A 15,462-nucleotide genomic window follows, 5' to 3' on the forward strand; every position below is an offset into this window, starting at 1 on the left:
TTCATTCCATGCCTTACAGCGAAGAGCGCGACAATAGCGGCCCCGTGGGGACGGCCGCGGCTCCCCAGGGCGGCGCGGTCTCCGAGGGCTCGGGGGAATCCACCGAGACGGAGGTCGCCCGCGTGGGGGACCCGGTCACGGTATGGCCGTGCGCGAACTGCGGACGTCCCGTCCCGCAGCCCGTGGGAGTGGTCCGCGCCATCCGCTACTGCCAGGACAACGAGGGCGTCTGCGCCCGCGAGGCCCGCGAGCGCCGCGACCGGGGCCGGGACGCGCCCGGCCTCACCGGGCAGGTCGCGTCCGCCTGGGAGATGGTCGAGCGGCTGGAGAAGGCCGCCGACCTGCTCGCCGACTCGCTGACCTCCGAGCTGAGCGTCGCCGGCGTGGAGCGCCGCGTCGCCGAGGTGCGCGCCGAGGCCGCGCGGGAGCTCGCCATCGCGCAGGCCGAGCGCGACGCGTCCCAGCGCCGCGCCGAAGAGGCGTGGCAGGAGGCGGCCACCGCCCGCAAGCGCGCCGAGGGCGCCGAGCAGGACGCAGGCCGCGCCAAGGAGGAGGCGAGGGTCGCCACCGCCAAGCGCGACGCCGCGCAGCAGGCGTGGGAGGAGGCCCACCAGGTCGCGCAGCAGTCGATGACGGCCAAGCTCGCCGCCGAGAGCGAGCGCGACCGCGTCGCCGCCCGCGAGACCGAACTGCTCGCCGCGCTGGAGTCGGCGCGGGCCGAGCTCGTCGGCCTGCACGCCAAGCTCGCCGAGGCCGAGGGCGCCGCCGAGTCGCAGCGCGTCGAGGCCGCCGTCGCCAGGCAGGGCGCGGAGGACCTGCGCAACGCCATGCGCGACACCGAGGCGCAGCGGCAGCGCGCCATGCAGGCCGCCAGCAAGGCCGAGGCCGAGCGCAGCACGGCGCTGCGCGCCCAGTCCGAGGCCGAGGCGGAGCTCGTCCGCGCCAACGCCCGCGCCGACGAGGCCGCCAAGGAACGCGACGGCGCCCAGGCGCAGGCCCAGGCCGCGACGGCGGAGCGCGACGAGCTGACCGTCAAGATCAACGACCAGGCCGTCCAGCTGCGCCAGCTGGCGCAGTCGGTCGCCGAGCAGCAGGCCGCGCTCACCGCCCTCGCCGAGGAGCGCGACGCGGCCCGTGCCGAGGCCGACCGCGCCCGCCGCCAGATCGACCAGTTCACGCACCACACGCTGTCGTCCGGCATGCCGCCGGGCGGCCGGATGCCGGGCGCCGGCGCCCCGATGCCCCCGCAGGGCGTCCCGCGCGGCACCGGCCCGCAGCCCGGCCCGCCGGCGGCCCCGCCGCCCATCGGCGGACCCGCCCCGTACGCGCCCGCGCCGAACGCGCCCGTGCCGAACGGCGCCCCGATGCCGCTCGGGGCGCCCCTCCCGGGCGCCGCCCCCAACGGGACGCCCGGCTCGAACACCGGCGGCCACCAGGTGCCCGGCGGCGAAGCGCGGCGGCACGGCCGCCCCCTGAACGGCGTGGACCGCGAGGACCCCCTCTTCGCCGGCCCCTGACCCGGTACGCGCCCGGGCGGACGCCCGCCCGGGTTCAGCCGTACTTGACGGCCAGGAAGAACGCCAGCCCCATCACCGCGGCGATCACCACGACGTGGCTGCGCTCCCGCGCCGCGGCCTGCCGCAGGGTGGCCACGCGCCGGCGGCCGTTCCGCAGGTCCGTCACGGTGCGGCGCGCCCGCTCCCAGTGGATCCCCGCGTAGATCGCCAGCGCCGCCAGCGCCAGGATGAGTAACCCGTCTCCGCTCATGTGTTGCGCCTCCGTATCCGCGGAAGCTCAGATTGAACAGCGGATCGGGCCGCGATGACAGCGTCGGGCGACACATTTCCGCGGCACATGCGGAACCGGACCGGGCCGGACGGTGGCGGATCACCGGCCGGCCGCCGCGCTCACCGCCCGAAAGCCTCGGGGTCGATCTCGATCCAGATCTGCTCGGCGCGGCCCAGCAGCCGCCCGTCCGCCCCGTACAGCGCCGTCGCCGCGTGCATCTTGCGGCCCTCGCGGCTGCGCGCGTGACCCATCACGACGCACCGCTCGCCGGCCCCGGGGACGTCCATCACCTGCGCGGTCATGGTGCCGAGCACCGCCGGGCGGCCCGCCACGTCGAACGACCAGCCGCCGGGGCAGTCGAGCGCCGCCCACACGAGCTCCCGCTCGGGCGTCCGCTCGGGTATCCACGGCGTCGCGACGGTCGCCTCGCCGACCTGCCCCGGCTCGAGCCGCAGCCCGTCGCCGGGCTCCCGGTCCGGGCCGCAGACGAAGCAGCCGGGGAAGGGGTGGTTCTCCTGCGTCCGGAACTTCTCCGCCGCCTCCGCGGCCCGCTCGAACGGGACGGGCGCGATCGGCGGCACGACGATCGCCCCCGCGAGCGCCTCCGCGATCAGCCGCTCCCCGTCCCACAGCCGCGCGCTGTGGCCCCGTTCGTCCTCCATCGTGACGGTGAGCTCGGTGTCCAGCGGCGGCGGCCGCCGCAGCGCCACCGTCACGGTGTCGATCGGCACCCGCCCCGCGAGCCGCCCCGCCACGTATCCGCCGTTCCCCGACCCGTCGGGCCCGTGGAACCGCCCATCAATGATCATTTGCGCCCCCGTAAACACACGCGCCTCACCAAAACGGCACCGATTGTAATGACCCCCACCGACATCCCACCCCGCAACCCCTGAGAAGGCCCACGAACCGCCCCCCCCGGCCCCGCCGCAACAGTGGCGTGAGGATCGACCGGCTCGTAACGGGGGGCCTGGGCTACACGGCCCGCGAGGGCTGGGGGCGGCCGGGGCGGGTGGTGAAGAAGACGGAGAGGGAGCCCTGGAGGCGGGCGCGGACGGTCTCTTCGTCGACGGGCCCGTCCTCGGGCACGGGGGTGCGGTCGAGGGCGCGGTCGATGAGGACGTCGATGTTGCGGTCGGCGACGAGGACGGAGCACGTGTCGCACGCGTACCAGGGATAGAGCATGTTGAGGACGGCCACGGCGGTGTCGTCGTCCGACAGGTCGGTGGTGTCGAGTTCGACCTCGAACATGTCGGTGTCGTCGGGATCGAGCGTGGGGTAGTAGAGCCAGCTCGGCCCGGCCGCGCCGCAGAAGTCGCAGCCCGGCTCGCGCGGGAGCGGCTCGCCGACCGCGAGTTCGAGTTCGTGGTCCCACGGCTCGACCCGCCGGTTGTGGCGGTATCCGACGCCGTCGAGCGAACCCTCGCGGTTGTGCGTCACGTCGTGCACCTCGCCGCCGCAGCGGGCGCACATGAGGCCGATGTCCTCCATGTCCCCCTCCTGATCGCTGAGGCACCGGATCTCACAGTATCCGGCCGGACGCCTCCGTCGTACCCGGCGGCGCCGCTCGGGTACGTTGAAGATCGTCACCGATGCGCTCCCCGGCGATCCCGGCCGCCGCGTCCCCGCATGCCCCACCTTCCCCGCGTGCCCCCCTGCCGAGCCCTTGAACGGGAGGTCCCGTGTCCGATGTCGTGCTGAACGCCGACAAGATCGATCTGGTCCGCGAGCGGCGGCTGCTGCTCGACCGCGTCACGATGACCGTGCTGCGCGGCGAGCACTGGGCGCTGATCGGCCCGAACGGCGCGGGGAAGAGCACGCTGCTCGGCATCCTCGGCGCGTACACGCACCCGACGCGGGGGACGGCGGAGATCCTCGGGCGCAGGCTCGGCCGGGTCGACGTCCACGACCTGCGCAGACTGATCGGGCAGGTCAACCCGCGCCATCCGCTGGAGTCGGCGCGGACCGTCCGGGAGATCGTCCTGACCGGCGTGACCGGGACGATCGAGCTGGTCCCGCGCTGGACGCCCGCGGACGAGGAGCTGCGCCGCGCCGGGGAGCTGATCGCCCTGCTGGGCCTGACGGCGCGCGCCGACGCCCGCTGGCCGACCCTGTCGCAGGGGGAGCGGGGGCGGACGCTGATCGCGCGGGCGCTGATGCCCGACCCGGCGCTGCTGCTGCTCGACGAGCCCGCCACCGGCCTGGACGTCGCCGCGCGGGAGCGGCTGCTGCAGAGCATCGACCAGCTGCGCGCCGACCGTCCCGACCTGACGACCGTGCTCGTCACGCACCATCTGGAGGAACTGCCCGTCAGCACCAGCCACGCGCTGCTGCTGCGGGACGGGCAGGTGCTCGCGTCGGGCCCGGCCGCCGACGTCCTCACGACCGAGCTGGTCAGCGAGTGCTTCGACCACCCGATCACGATCAACCGGCACAACGGGCGCTGGGCCGCCACCGCGGGCCAGGGCTGACGCGGGCCGGGGCCGCCCGCGCGCGGCCCTCAGCCGCCCGCGACGCGGTGCCCGGCCAGGTGGGCGAGGACCGACTGGTTCGCCTCCCACCCGTCCGGGAACTTCACCGGCACGCCGAGACGCACCGGCTCCGCGGACGGGTGCGCGTCCAGCAGCTCGGGGATGCCCGCGCGCGCCACCACCACGCACGCGTGCCGGTGCCGCGACGCGAGGACGCAGAGCCGCCCCGACTCCAGGTGGAACGCGGTGGCGTCGCGGCGCCCCGACAGCGGGTGCAGGACGACCGTCACGTCGTACTCGCGGCCCTGCAGCCGGTTCGCGGTGTCGACGGTGATGCCGTCGCCGTGCGGGCCGAGCGCGGCGCGGATCGCGGTGACCTGGTCGCGGTGCGCGGCGCCGATCGCGACGCGGGAGGCGTCCACCGGGCCCGCCCCCCGCTCGGAGTGCGCGACGGGTCCGCGCTGCAGCAGCCGGACGGCGAGCGCCGCCGTCGCCCGGACCGCCTCGGCGTCGGTGCGCAGCGTGTGCCGCGCCGGCAGCTCGTACAGGGCCCAGCCGGTCGCCGCGGCCTCTTCGAGCGCCCGGTCGTAGGTGGTGCCCATGCCGCCCGCGCCGAACTCCAGCCGGCGGTCGCCCGGCCCGGTCCCGGCGCGGAACCCGGTGAACGGGTAGAACGCGCGCGACACGACGGGCGCGGCCGACGCGGGCAGCCGCCACGACACCGGCAGCCGGTGGACGGGCAGCTCCGGGTTGTGCGCGAGCAGGACCGACACGGCGCTGCGCATCGGGTCCCAGGTGAGCCCGGCCCAGCGTTCGACCTCGACCGTGGAGAACGGGTCGAGCTGCCCGGGGTCGCCGACGAACAGCGCCCGCTCGAACCGGCCCGCGATGCGCAGCAGCATGTCCGAGCGCATCTGGTACGCCTCGTCGACGATCGCCCACGGCCACGAGCCCTCCGGCAGCGTCGCCCACTTCGCCGCCGTCGCGATCACCACGGTGTGCTCGGCGAGGTCGCCGGCCTTCTGCGCGACCCGCACCGACGGGTGCGCCAGGACCCGCTCGGACGGCACGTACCCCGACGCCGACAGCCGCCCGAGCGTGATCCCGGGATGCCCGGCCGCGATCCGCTCGATGAGGTCGTCGACCTGCTCGTTGGTCTGCGCCACGATCATCAGCCGCTCGCCGGCCTCGGCGAGGTGCGCGGCGGCGCGGACGACCAGCGTCGACTTGCCCGCGCCGGGCGGCGAGTCGACCACCACGCCGCGGTGCGCGCCCGCGAGATCGGCCAGGACGTCCTCGACGACCCGCGTGGCCGCCCTGGACGGGTCGGGGTCCTCCGCCGCCACCGGTACCAGGTGGCGGCGCGCGTGTTCGGTCACGACCATTCCTCTTCGGCGTCCTCGTCGGTCGGCGCGTACTCGCCGGGCGGCCCGCCGTGCGTCCACGGCGTGTCCTCGCGGTCGGGGAACTTCGCCGCGCCGAACGAGCCCTCGGTCAGCGAGGTGAAGCAGACCCGGTCGCCCGCCTGCGGCACGGCGCCCGGCTCCGGGGTGAGCTTGCGGCCCATCCCGCCGGTCAGCTCCAGCAGCACGGACCCGTCGCCGGTCTCCACGATCCTCCCCTTGAGCGCGGGCCGGGCCGCGTTGCAGACGGTCGTCCCGGCGTCGAGGCGCACCGGGTCCCGCGTGGCGACCCGCAGCAGCGGCCGAAGCTTCGGCCGCTTGCCCGTCTCGTCGAGCCGGGCCGGGTCGCACTCGGCGACCGTCCCGCCGAACGCCTGGCCGTCCAGCCGGTGCTCGGCCATGACCAGCGGGTCGTCGAACGCCCGCTGCGCGTCGTAGGCGTCCTGCGCGCGCTCCAGGTCGTGCAGCCGCCGCGCCGCCCGGACGGGCGGGTCGCGGCGCGCCTGAGGATACGCCTCGCCGAACGTCTGGTGGTAATAGGTGAAGGCGTCCCGGTCGCGTTCCCAGCGCCGCGGCACGCTCGCCCCCTCCGGCAGCGCGCGGAGCAGCCCGACGGCCCGCCACATCAGGTCCCAGGTGGGGGTGAGCTGGCCGGCGAGGGCCTCCCTGAGCCGTTCCTCGGCGCGGGAGCCGCGCCCCGCCCGGTCGAAGGCGGCGATGGCCGGGGCGAGGACCTCGTTGTCGAACGTCGGGTCGGTGGTCGGCCCGGCGGGCGGGAAGGCCACGGGGTCCTCGGCGAGGGCCGCCGCGGCGGGGCCGTCCATGCCGTCCGGCGGGTCGATCCAGCCCATCAGCGCGGCGAGGTTGCCGTCCTCCAGCGAGCTCTGGCCCGTCGCCCAGTGCAGCCGGAGCGCCTCCGTCACCGCCAGCAGCAGCGACGACCCGGGATGGTCGTACCGGTCGGCGAACCACGTCAGCCACCGCCCGAGGACCGGCACCGCGGGATCGACCGCGTACGGGCCCTCCGTGCCGCGGAACCGCGTCGACCGGCCCATCAGCCGCAGGAACGCGATGCCGCCCCGGTTCGGGACGAGCAGCTGCGGCGCGTCCCCGTACCGGATCCGCTCGTCGCCCTCCTTGCCGGGCGGCAGCTCCTCCACCGCGCCCCGGCTCGTCTCGATGTGGTTCAGGACGAGCTTGGCCAGGTCGGCGGCGAACGCGAACCGCAGGTCGCGGTTGCGGGGCTGCGGCACGACGAGCAGCGTGGCGTCGTCCGGCGCGCTCCCGATCATGACGGCGAGCGGCGCCGCCGCCTCCCCGGCGAGCTTCAGCGGGACGAGCGCCAGCGGCGCGTCCGGGACGTGGCAGTGCCGCACGGTCGCCAGCGGCTGCGCGACCCCGGCCGCCACCGCCTGCAACCGCGCGAGCGAGGACAGTGCGCTCATGAACCGATCACGCCGCCCCGTCCAGGGCCTCGGCGCGCAGCCGGGCCGCGGCGCGCAGCTGCTCGGCGGTCTCGGCCAGGTCGTCGGACGGGGTCAGCGAGCCGTCCGCCAGCGCCAGCGCGGTGCCGATCGTGTCGACGCCGCCCAGGTCGTCGCGGACGGACCGGCCGAGCGCGCCCGTCGCGCCGCACGCCCGCGCCTCGTCCCGGCAGAACAGCGCCATCTCGCAGCCCGACATGCACTCGGGCGCGTACCGCGCCTCCACCGCCCGGACCGACGCCGCGAGCGCCTCGCCGGTCTCGAACGTCAGCCCGCCGGGCAGCTCCGCCAGCAGCTCGTCGACGCGGGTCAGGCGCGTGAGCTGCCGTTCGAGGACGGCGAGCTGCGGGCGCACGTCCACCGGCGTCGCCGTCGGCCGGTTGGAGAAGTTCTCCGGGCAGACCAGGAACACCTCGTGCGACACGCGCGCCGGGTCGTGCCCCAGCTCGGCCACCAGCCGGCGCAGCGCCAGCACGTACACCGCCGACTGGCGGGCCGCCGCGGCGACCTGCTCCGGCTCGGCCTGCCCGTCCACGACGGCGAACGACTTGATCTCGATGACGTGCAGCCGGCCCGCGAGCTGGAACGCGATGACGTCCGGCTCCAGGTAGGCGGGACACCCGGCGATCTCCAGCCGCAGCAGCGGATGGTCGAACAGCGTCCCCTCGCCGGACTCGAGCGCGCGGGCGAGCAGCCGCCGGGTCCGCGAGTGCCGCAGCTCCCGGCCCTCGTTGCCCGCGACCACCTCCAGGTCGTCGTAGGCGACCTCCGGCACGTCGAGGCCGAGCCGCTCGCGCAGCAGCGTCAGCAGCTCGGCGCACCCGTCCGCCTTCACCTGCGCCTCGAACGCGTTCCCGCGCGTGATCGCGAACTGCGACTGCCCGAACGGCGCGGGGAACCCGAGGGCCCGCGCCACCGCGTCCTTGTCGACGCCCGCCGCGTCCATCACCCCGCGGCGGGCGCAGCCCGGATTGGACGTCAGCGCGGCGATCGTGCGGGCGTCGTGGTTGCGCGGGGGAGCGCCGCCGCGCAGCCGGTCCAGATCCGGTGCGGTGTCGGTCATGGGTCCGTTTCTCCGTTGATGGCAGGGCGCCGCCCGGACGCGCGCACGGCGCGCAGCCGGCTGCCGAACAGCCGTTCCGCGTCGTCGAGCCGCTCCCGGGCGCGGGCCGCGGCGGCCTCGCGGCGCCGCCGGTCCGGTTCGCGGTGGACGTCCAGCTCGGCCCGGGCGGCGTCGGCGAGCACGGCCGGATCGGCCGTACCGACCGTACCGGTGACCGCGCCGGGAATGTTGGACGCGAAACGCCACAGCAGCCGCTGCACGTCCGGGGACGGCGTCCCGCGCCCGGCGTGCTCGGCGAGGCGCAGCGCGGACGTGAGGAAGTCGGTGCGCGGGCTCAGCGGCCCGACGATCCGCTGCTCCAGCGGCCACGTGCTCACGGTGAGCAGGCCGCGCGCGGGGGCGAGCAGATCGGCGGTGAGCGCGGCGCACAGGTAGTACGGCCGCGCGTACGGCGCGGTGCGGAACGAGCGCTCCTCGTCGCGGCGCAGGCTCGTCAGCCGGGCCCCCGGGATCTCGCCGGGGAAGAACGCCGCGTACACCGACCCGATCAGCTTCGGCGCGGCCGGCGCGCCGAGGAGCGTGAGCGCCTGGTGGACCTGCTCGCGGACGGGCAGCAGGCCGCGCCCGGCCTCCTCGCGGGGCGCGGGCGCGGGCGCGCCGAGCACCGCGTCGTCCCACGCCCGCTCGGCCTCGCGCAGCTCGGCGCGCAGGTCGCGGGCCGCCCGCCGGTCGCCGGCGGCCATGGCCCGCCGCACGGCGGTGCGCAGCTCGCCGATGCGCGTCTCCAGCTCGTCGGGGGACGGCAGGCCGGGGGACCTGGACATGCCGCAGACAGTACAGGTGCTTCCGGACAGTTCCAGTGTTTTCCAGCTTTGCGGTCCCGACCGGGAATCAGCGGCGCGCCCGGGGTCAGCGGGCGGTCCGGGGCCGGCGGGGTTTCTGCCGGACGATCGGGCCGGGGCTGCGGTGGCCGCCGGTCACCGTGTTCACGTGGGGAAGCTGGCGCGGTACGTGGCGGCCATGTCCTCGTCGCCGTGCCCACGCTCGATGGCGCGCCGGAAGCGCTCCCCGGCGGCGTCGTTGACGTCCACGCGGATCTTGGCGGACTCCGCCGCCTCATGGATGAGCCGCGTGTTCGTCTCCGCGTTGCGGACGGCGAAGCTCGGCTCGAAGTCGCCCTCGATCATGGCCTTCATCTTGGCCTGGAGGTAGGCGCTGTCGAGCGGGCCGCCGGTCAGGACCTCGCCGAGCAGCGCCGGGTCGAGCCCGAGGCCCTTCGCCAGCGCCACGGACTCGGCGACGACCGAGGTCAGCGAGATGGCGTAGCTGACCGCGGCGAGCTTCAGCCGGGTGCCGGCGCCGCCCGTGCCGCTCTCGTCCAGCCAGAGCGTCCTGGCGCCGACGGCGTCGAACACCGGGGCGAGGACGGTCCGCGCGTCCTGCGGCCCGGCGGCGAGCACCATCAGCCTGCCCTGCTCGGCGGGCTGCTTCGTCCCCTGGACGGGCGCGTCCACGAACGTGATCGCCCGCTCCGCGGCGAAGGCGGCGAGCCGGCCGAGGGACGGCAGGCCGACCGTGCCCATCTGCGCCCAGATCTGCCCGGAGCGCAGCGAGGGCGCCGCCTCGGTCATGACCGACAGGGCGGTCTCGCCGTCCTTCAGCATCGTGATGACGACCTCGGCGCCGTCGACCGCCTCGGCGGGGGAGCCCGCCACCGCGGCGCCGTCCGCGGCGAGCGGCTCGGCCCGCGCCGCCGTGCGGTTCCAGACGGCGACCCGGTGGCCGGCCCGGAGCAGGCTCCGGGCCATCGCGGCCCCCATGATCCCGGTTCCGAGCAGCGCGACCTGTGTCATCTCGTACTCCCGTTGTCCGATGTCCGATTCCCGGAGGTCCCTACCCGCCATCGGGCCGGTGACCGCGGCGGGCCGGCGCGGTCAGCCGAACGCGTGGCCGTCGTCCGGCGCGTCGGCGTACCCGGCCGTGTACGGCGCGGCGAACGCGTCGAGGGTGCGGTCGAGCTGCGCCGACCACCACGCCACGAGCGACGCGGGGCCGCGCCCGCCCGTCCCGTCCTCGCCCAGGTACCGGTGCCGCAGCGGCGCGACGTCGCAGAGCCGCTCCCACCATTCGCGATGCACCGCCGACTGGATCTGCCCGGCGTCCAGCGGATACGCCGAACGGTGCCCCCGCACGAACGACTGCACGCGGTCGAGGTCGAGGCCGCGCTCGTCGTCGCAGGCGAACAGGCGCGCCGCCGAGCGGACCACCTCGCCCGCGACCGGGCCCGCCGTCAGCCCGTCCCAGCCGAGGACGGCGGTGACGTTGCCGGACCCGCCGTAGCGCAGGTGCCCGGCGTGGAACGAGCCGTGCAGATGCCCGACCGTGCTCACCTCGATGTCGGGCGGCTGGTGCCCCGCGAACTCGGCGAGCAGGTCGCGGCGCTCGCGCAGGCGGCGCCCCGTCAGCGCGTCGAAGTCGGTGCCGTCGCCCGGGACGTCCGCCAGCATGCCGTCGACGGCGGCGGCCGCGTCGGCGGCGCGCGGCGTCGGCACCAGCATGCTCTGCTGGACGGGCGCCGTCGCCTCGTCGAGCGCCGCGTGCAGCCGTCCGAGCAGCCCGCCGAGCGCCTCGCACTGGGCGAACGTCAGCTCCAGCCCGCCGCGCCCGCGGCCCCCGACCCACGGGTACAGGACATAGCCGCGGCCGCCGGACGCGACGAGCGTCCGGCCGGCGCGGACGGGCAGCGGCGCGAGCACGGGCAGCCCGGCCTCGTCCAGCGCGGCGGTGACGGTGTGCTGGAAGAGCACGCGGCGGCGGTCGGGCTCGGCGTACTCCCGCAGGAAGAACGTCCCCGCGGCGGCCTCGACGCGCCAGCACCGGCGGCCCGGCCCGGCCGCCAGCGGGCTGGCGCCGTCCGGTGCGCCGATGTCCCAGCGTCTCAGCAGCCGCGGCGGCGGCTCACCGGTGTCGGCGGTCTCGGTCGTGGGCACCTAGGCACCTCGGCTGCGTCGGGCGGACGGCGGTCGAATGGATGTTCTACGCCGACGCTACACGCCCGGCCCGCACCGCGAAAGGGAACCCGCCCGGGCGGCGGTTCAGACGCGCTCCAGCACCACCACGGGGATCTCGCGGCTCGTCTGCTTCTGGTACTCGTCGTAGTCGGGCCAGACGGCGGCCATCTTCCGCCACAGCGGCGGCTTCTCCGCGGGCTTCGCGGTCCGCGCCCGCGCGGTGAACCTGTCGCCCTTCACCTGCACCTTCACCTCCGGGTTCGCCTGGAGGTTCTGGTACCAGAGCGGCGGCTCGTCCGCCCCGCCCTTGGACGCCACCACGAGGTAGGCGTCGCCTTCGGGCTGGTAGATGAGGGGCGTCGTGCGCTCCTTGCCCGTCTTGCGCCCCGTCGTGGTGAGCAGCAGCGTGGTCGTGCCCTGCCAGTCGTGCCCCTCCGCCCCGTCGGTCTCCTGGTAGCGCTGGACATGTTCCTTGCCGTACAGCATCGGTCCTCCTTGTTCCGGCACTGGGCCCTTGCGCGGCCACAGGTGCCAACCCCCGAACGCAGGATGACCTTCCCAGCGGCGCGGACATCAAGCCGTGCCCCGCAGACCTCCCCGCTCACGCCCTGCCCATGCCCCGCCCGCGTCCCGGGTCATTGCGCTGGCCCGGTGGACGACGCGGCGGAGGCGGCGCGGCGATGCGCCGAGACGATGTACGCACGTGACAAGGTCGTGCAGTACGCACGTGACAAGGTCGTGCATGACCTCGCCATGGACCTCGTCGAGATCGCCCCCGGCCGGGCACCGGAGTTCCGGGGCGGAGGCCGCAGCCGCGACCTGCGGGTCAGCGGCGGCGACCCGCCCTGACCCGGGTCAGAGGTCCTTCAGCACCCCGGTGAGGTACCGGGCCGTGTCGTCGGGACGCGCCGCCGTGATGCACAGGTTGTTCATCGCGCGCATGTAGGTGTCGACGTCCGTCGGCTTGTCGAGGTAGAGCGCGCTGGTGAGCTGCTCCAGATAGACGACGTCGGACAGGCCGGGCTCGGCGAAGCGCAGGATCGTGAACGGGCCGCCGGCGGCCGCGTGCCCGCCCGCCCCGAACGGCACGATCTGCAGCGTCACGTTGGCCAGCTCCGACACCTCGATGAGGTGCTGGAGCTGGGCCCGCATCACCTCGCGTCCGCCGAGCGGGCGGCGCACGACCGCCTCGTCCAGCACGGCCCACAGCGTCGGCGCCCCCGGAGAGGTGAACCGCTCCTGCCGCGTCGTGCGGATCTGGACGCGCCGCTCGACCTCCTCCTCGGAGGCGTCGGAGTAGCCGAGGCGGACGACGGCGCGCGCGTAGTCCTCGGTCTGCAGGAGCCCGGGGACGAACTGCAGTTCGTAGGCGCGCAGCATCGAGGCGGCCTCTTCCAGGCCGAGGTACACCTCGAACCAGCTCGGCAGGATGTCGCCGTACCGGTGCCACCAGCCGGGGTCGTTGGCCTCCTTGGCGAGCTGCAGCAGCGGCGCGCGCTCGGCGGTGGAGGAGACGCCGTAGAGGGTGAGCAGGTCGGCGACGTCGCGCTCCTTGAACCCGACCCGGCCCAGCTCCATCCGGCTGATCTTGGAGTGCGAGCCGCGGATCTCGTAGCCCGCCTGCTCGGTGGAGATGCCGCGGGCCTCGCGCAGCCGGCGCAGCTGCGCGCCCAGCAGAATGCGCAGCACGGTGGGGCCGCCGCGCCGGGGATAATCGATCAGCCGTCCGGCCGGATCACCTTCGGACGGAGGTGCGGGGGCAGCTGAATCCTCGGACAAGGGGTCACCAGCCAGTTGACGGGTCTGTGCGGAGGCCGGACGGCATCGCCCTATGTTAGAGGATGCGGAGACGTTTTTGGGAGGTATGGAAAAGCGTTCCCGCTCGGGGCCGCGCCCGGCGAGCGCGACTCGCCCGGCGGCCCGGACGCCCGGTGACCAGTGCTGTCGGTGTCGGCGCGGCTGCGGAACGTGGCGCCGGCGCGCCGCCCGAGACGGCCGACGGGTCATTTCGCCGGCGCCCGCACCGCCGCCGGCCCGCCAATTGCCCGCCGTTCCCGGGCATTGTCGGCGACCAATCCTGACAGGCCATTCCAGGGCGCGTCGGATGACGCGTGAATGTCGCGCGTCTTACATTCCGGTGAATCTCCAGGCGGCGGCGCGGGCGGTCGCGGACCGTCGCGGCGCGCGGCGCGCGGCGGCGTGACGAAGCTCTCGTCCCGGCCGGGCAAGATCTCCGGCCGCCCGGGCGTTCACCCCGCAGAGGGCGGCCGCGGCCGCCGCTCTGCAGGAGAGGCGACCACCACCACGCATCTGGGAGAAATCATGAACGCGACCCGTGAGCGACCGGAGATCCGATTCCTGACCTCGGGAGACGTCTCGGCGCACGAGCGCACGGCGGCGGAGCGCGCCGTCCGCGCGGCACTGGCCGGCGCCCCCGCCGTCACGTCCGTCCAGGTCACGCTGAGCGTGGTCAACGACCCGTCGCTGCCGAGGCCGGCGCTGGCCCAGGCCGTCGTCGAGCTGGACGGCCGGCGCGTCCGCGCCCAGGCCGCCGCGCCCCGCATCGGCGAGGCCACCGACATGCTCCGCGAGCGCCTGGCCGTCCGGGCGACGTCCCTCCAGGCGGGCTGATCCTGACAGCCCGCCCGTGTCCGTCGCGGCCTTCAGGCGTCGCGCCGGGTCAGGATGAGCGCCGCGAACCCGAGCGGGACGAGCGCGTACGCGAGCAGCACGGCCGACGCCGCGCCCGGGGACAGGAGATCGCCGTACACGGAGCCGTCCGCGCCGAGCCCCGCGATCTGCCGGGGAAGACCCGCGGGCATCACCGACCCGGCGCGCTCGCTCCACGGCCCCGGCAGGTGAAAGACGAGCAGGGGCAGGACGTGCCACACGAAGACGACCGACACGAGCGCTCCCGCCGTGGAGCGCAGCAGCACGCCCAGCGCCAGGCCGAGCAGCGCGAACACCGGCACCACCGTCCCCGCGAGGACGAAACCCGGCAGCTCGTGCGCGACGGACGCCTGCTGATCGGGGAAGGGCCGGTCGCCGACGACGAGCCGGGTTCCGAGGAACGCGCCGACCGTCACCGCCTCGCCGGCGGCCAGCGCCACCGCCCCGACCACCGCGCCCTTGGCCAGGAGCAGCGCGCCGCGCCTCGGGACGGCGGCGAGGCTCGTGCGGATCATGCCCGTCCGGTACTCGGACGCCACGGACAGCACGCCCAGAACGCCCAGGCACAGCGACGCCGCCCAGCCGCTCAGCTCCTGCAGCGGACGCAGCAGCAGGTCGGCGCGGCGTTCGGCCGGCAGGCCGTCCCAGACGTGCGCCATCTGGAACGCCAGCAGCAGGACGACCCCGGTGAACCCCGCCGTCACCGCCAGCGCGGTGTACGTCGAGCGGACCGACCGCAGCTTCCACCACTCGGCCGCGATCGCGTCGCCCATCACGCGTCCCTCCGCGCGAACGCGAACGCGCCGGCTCCGAGCGCGACGACGACGTAGCCCGCCAGGACCGCCGCCGCGGCCGGCGGCGGCAGGGCGCCGTGGTCGCCGGACGAGCCCGGCGCCCCCGCGATCTGGTTCGACAGGCTGCCGGGCAGCGCCGACCAGATCCGCTCGTCCCACGGGGACGGCAGCAGCCGCGCGAGCGCGGGCAGCACGAACAGCACCGCCATTCCGGACGTGATCGTCGCCGCCGTCGAGCGCAGCACCGCGCCCAGCCCGAACGCGGCGAGCGTGATCGCCGCCGTCGTCAGTCCGAGCCACAGCAGGTGCGCGGCGACCTCCGCCGCCGGCCCCTGGAACGTCGCCACGGGCCGGTCGCCGACGACCGCCGCGCCCGCGGCGGAGCCGGCGGCCAGCGCCGCGAGGGCCGCCGCGCCCATGACGCCCCCCGCCACGCCCGCCTTCGCCATGAACAGCGCGTTGCGGCGCGGCACCGCCGCCAGCGTCGTCCGGATCATCCCGGACGAGTACTCCGGCGTCAGCGCCAGCGCCCCCAGCACGACCGCGCACACCGGCAGCGAGACCGCGAGCGGCTGCTCCGCAGGCGCCGCCATGGCCGTCGCCCTCCGCGCGGCCGAAAGCCCGTCCCAGTAGCGGGCCACGTACCACGACCACAGGACGCACAGCGCCGTGAACCCGGCGACCACGCCGAGCACCGCACCCGTCGACCGGACGCTCCGCAACTTGAACCATTCCGCCGCGACCACATCGGCCACGTCCCTCAGCGGACCACCTACGTTCA

At 75.5% G+C, this 15,462-nt stretch carries 17 protein-coding genes; 4 read left to right on the forward strand and 13 right to left on the reverse strand.

Annotated elements, in window-relative coordinates:
* The first annotated feature begins 8 nt into the window (after positions 1-8).
* Entirely contained in the window at positions 9-1,517 is a 1,509-nt protein-coding gene (locus tag ACA511_RS39940) for a chromosome segregation ATPase (RefSeq protein WP_375029962.1), read from the forward strand.
* 34 nt (positions 1,518-1,551) lie between these two features.
* Here the strand turns inward: ACA511_RS39940 and ACA511_RS39945 are convergent, their stop codons facing one another.
* The 3 genes from ACA511_RS39945 to ACA511_RS39955 form a co-directional block, all read right to left on the reverse strand.
* Positions 1,552-1,767 (reverse strand): hypothetical protein, encoded by a 216-nt coding sequence (locus ACA511_RS39945; RefSeq protein WP_375029963.1) that lies wholly within the window; start codon positions 1,765-1,767, stop codon positions 1,552-1,554.
* A gap of 140 nt (positions 1,768-1,907) precedes the next feature.
* A complete protein-coding gene (locus tag ACA511_RS39950; RefSeq protein WP_375029964.1) occupies positions 1,908-2,597 on the reverse strand; it encodes a hypothetical protein in 690 nt (229 codons plus the stop codon).
* Positions 2,598-2,760: 163 nt separating this feature from the next.
* Positions 2,761-3,276 carry a hypothetical protein gene (locus tag ACA511_RS39955; RefSeq protein ID WP_375029965.1) on the reverse strand — a complete coding sequence of 172 codons (516 nt, stop codon included), beginning with the start codon at positions 3,274-3,276 and terminating at the stop codon, positions 2,761-2,763.
* Positions 3,277-3,467: 191 nt separating this feature from the next.
* Here ACA511_RS39955 and ACA511_RS39960 point away from each other — a divergent pair, with 191 nt between their 5' ends.
* Entirely contained in the window at positions 3,468-4,256 is a 789-nt protein-coding gene (locus tag ACA511_RS39960; protein ID WP_375029966.1) for an ABC transporter ATP-binding protein, read from the forward strand.
* A gap of 29 nt (positions 4,257-4,285) precedes the next feature.
* Here ACA511_RS39960 and ACA511_RS39965 read toward each other — a convergent pair whose 3' ends face one another.
* The 7 genes from ACA511_RS39965 to ACA511_RS39995 all read right to left on the reverse strand — a co-directional run bounded on the left by ACA511_RS39965 (position 4,286) and on the right by ACA511_RS39995 (position 11,703).
* A complete protein-coding gene (locus ACA511_RS39965) occupies positions 4,286-5,635 on the reverse strand; it encodes an AAA family ATPase (RefSeq protein ID WP_375029967.1) in 1,350 nt (449 codons plus the stop codon).
* A complete protein-coding gene (locus tag ACA511_RS39970) occupies positions 5,632-7,104 on the reverse strand; it encodes a hypothetical protein (RefSeq protein ID WP_375029968.1) in 1,473 nt (490 codons plus the stop codon). The genes ACA511_RS39965 and ACA511_RS39970 overlap by 4 nt, the downstream gene beginning before the upstream one ends.
* A gap of 7 nt (positions 7,105-7,111) precedes the next feature.
* Complete coding sequence (locus ACA511_RS39975) at positions 7,112-8,206, reverse strand: hypothetical protein (RefSeq protein WP_375029969.1); 1,095 nt, start codon at positions 8,204-8,206, stop codon at positions 7,112-7,114.
* On the reverse strand, positions 8,203-9,030 hold the full coding sequence (locus tag ACA511_RS39980) for a hypothetical protein (protein WP_375029970.1): 828 nt from the start codon (positions 9,028-9,030) through the stop codon (positions 8,203-8,205). The genes ACA511_RS39975 and ACA511_RS39980 overlap by 4 nt, the downstream gene beginning before the upstream one ends.
* 162 nt (positions 9,031-9,192) lie before the next feature.
* On the reverse strand, positions 9,193-10,059 hold the full coding sequence (locus ACA511_RS39985; protein ID WP_375029971.1) for an NAD(P)-dependent oxidoreductase: 867 nt from the start codon (positions 10,057-10,059) through the stop codon (positions 9,193-9,195).
* 81 nt (positions 10,060-10,140) lie between these two features.
* On the reverse strand, positions 10,141-11,196 hold the full coding sequence (locus ACA511_RS39990) for a phosphotransferase enzyme family protein (protein ID WP_375029972.1): 1,056 nt from the start codon (positions 11,194-11,196) through the stop codon (positions 10,141-10,143).
* Positions 11,197-11,301: 105 nt separating this feature from the next.
* Positions 11,302-11,703 (reverse strand): nitroreductase family deazaflavin-dependent oxidoreductase, encoded by a 402-nt coding sequence (locus ACA511_RS39995; RefSeq protein WP_375029973.1) that lies wholly within the window; start codon positions 11,701-11,703, stop codon positions 11,302-11,304.
* Positions 11,704-11,868: 165 nt separating this feature from the next.
* Between ACA511_RS39995 and ACA511_RS40000 the strand changes: the two genes are divergently transcribed.
* A complete protein-coding gene (locus tag ACA511_RS40000) occupies positions 11,869-12,066 on the forward strand; it encodes a hypothetical protein (RefSeq protein ID WP_375029974.1) in 198 nt (65 codons plus the stop codon).
* Between the two features lie 6 nt (positions 12,067-12,072).
* Here the strand turns inward: ACA511_RS40000 and ACA511_RS40005 are convergent, their stop codons facing one another.
* Positions 12,073-12,939 carry a helix-turn-helix domain-containing protein gene (locus ACA511_RS40005; protein WP_375030026.1) on the reverse strand — a complete coding sequence of 289 codons (867 nt, stop codon included), beginning with the start codon at positions 12,937-12,939 and terminating at the stop codon, positions 12,073-12,075.
* Between the two features lie 600 nt (positions 12,940-13,539).
* Between ACA511_RS40005 and ACA511_RS40010 the strand changes: the two genes are divergently transcribed.
* A complete protein-coding gene (locus ACA511_RS40010) occupies positions 13,540-13,848 on the forward strand; it encodes a hypothetical protein (RefSeq protein WP_375029975.1) in 309 nt (102 codons plus the stop codon).
* 32 nt (positions 13,849-13,880) lie between these two features.
* Here ACA511_RS40010 and ACA511_RS40015 read toward each other — a convergent pair whose 3' ends face one another.
* Together ACA511_RS40015 and ACA511_RS40020 are read right to left on the reverse strand one after the other, a co-directional pair.
* The gene (locus tag ACA511_RS40015; protein ID WP_375029976.1) at positions 13,881-14,660 is read right to left on the reverse strand and encodes an ABC transporter permease; all 780 of its coding nucleotides are present in this window, start codon (positions 14,658-14,660) and stop codon (positions 13,881-13,883) included.
* Positions 14,660-15,436: an ABC transporter permease subunit gene (locus ACA511_RS40020; RefSeq protein ID WP_375029977.1), complete on the reverse strand. Its 777-nt coding sequence runs from the start codon at positions 15,434-15,436 to the stop codon at positions 14,660-14,662. Before ACA511_RS40020 ends, ACA511_RS40015 begins: the two co-directional genes overlap by 1 nt.
* Positions 15,437-15,462 lie beyond the last annotated feature (26 nt).

The sequence above is a fragment of the Actinomadura sp. GTD37 genome (assembly GCF_041951365.1).
Classification (GTDB): domain Bacteria; phylum Actinomycetota; class Actinomycetes; order Streptosporangiales; family Streptosporangiaceae; genus Spirillospora.